We start from the raw sequence: 539 nt of genomic DNA, 5'->3' as shown, positions 1-539 counted from the left end.
GCTACGACGCCAGCACCAACGGTACGGCCGCCTTCACGGATTGCGAAACGCAGACCGTCTTCCATCGCGATGGTTTTGATCAGGGTAACAGTCATCTGAATGTTGTCACCTGGCATTACCATTTCAACGCCTTCTGGCAGCTCGCAGTTACCAGTCACGTCAGTAGTACGGAAGTAGAACTGTGGACGGTAGCCTTTGAAGAACGGAGTGTGACGACCGCCTTCTTCCTTGCTCAGAACATAAACTTCTGCGGTGAACTTGGTGTGCGGCTTAACCGAACCCGGCTTAACCAGAACCTGACCACGCTCAACGTCGTCACGCTTGGTGCCACGCAGCAGAACGCCGCAGTTCTCGCCAGCACGACCTTCGTCCAGCAGCTTGCGGAACATCTCAACACCGGTGCAGGTGGTGGTGGTGGTGTCACGCAGACCAACGATTTCCAGGGCGTCCTGAACGCGAACGATACCGCGCTCGATACGACCAGTTACAACAGTACCGCGACCCGAGATCGAGAACACGTCTTCGATTGGCATCAGGAA

Annotated in this window: 1 protein-coding gene; it reads right to left on the bottom strand. The window is 55.8% G+C overall.

Features of this window, described 5'->3' with window-relative positions; genetic code table 11:
* Positions 1–539, bottom strand: a 539-nt coding sequence (locus AC1Q9F_RS28370) for an EF-Tu C-terminal domain-related protein (RefSeq protein ID WP_492621366.1), incomplete at both ends; no start/stop codon positions are given.

Source organism: Pseudomonas sp. GW823-FHT04A03, assembly GCF_058796615.1.
Note: the sequence above shows the minus strand (reverse complement) of the source record. Positions and strands in the feature narration are given on the sequence as shown.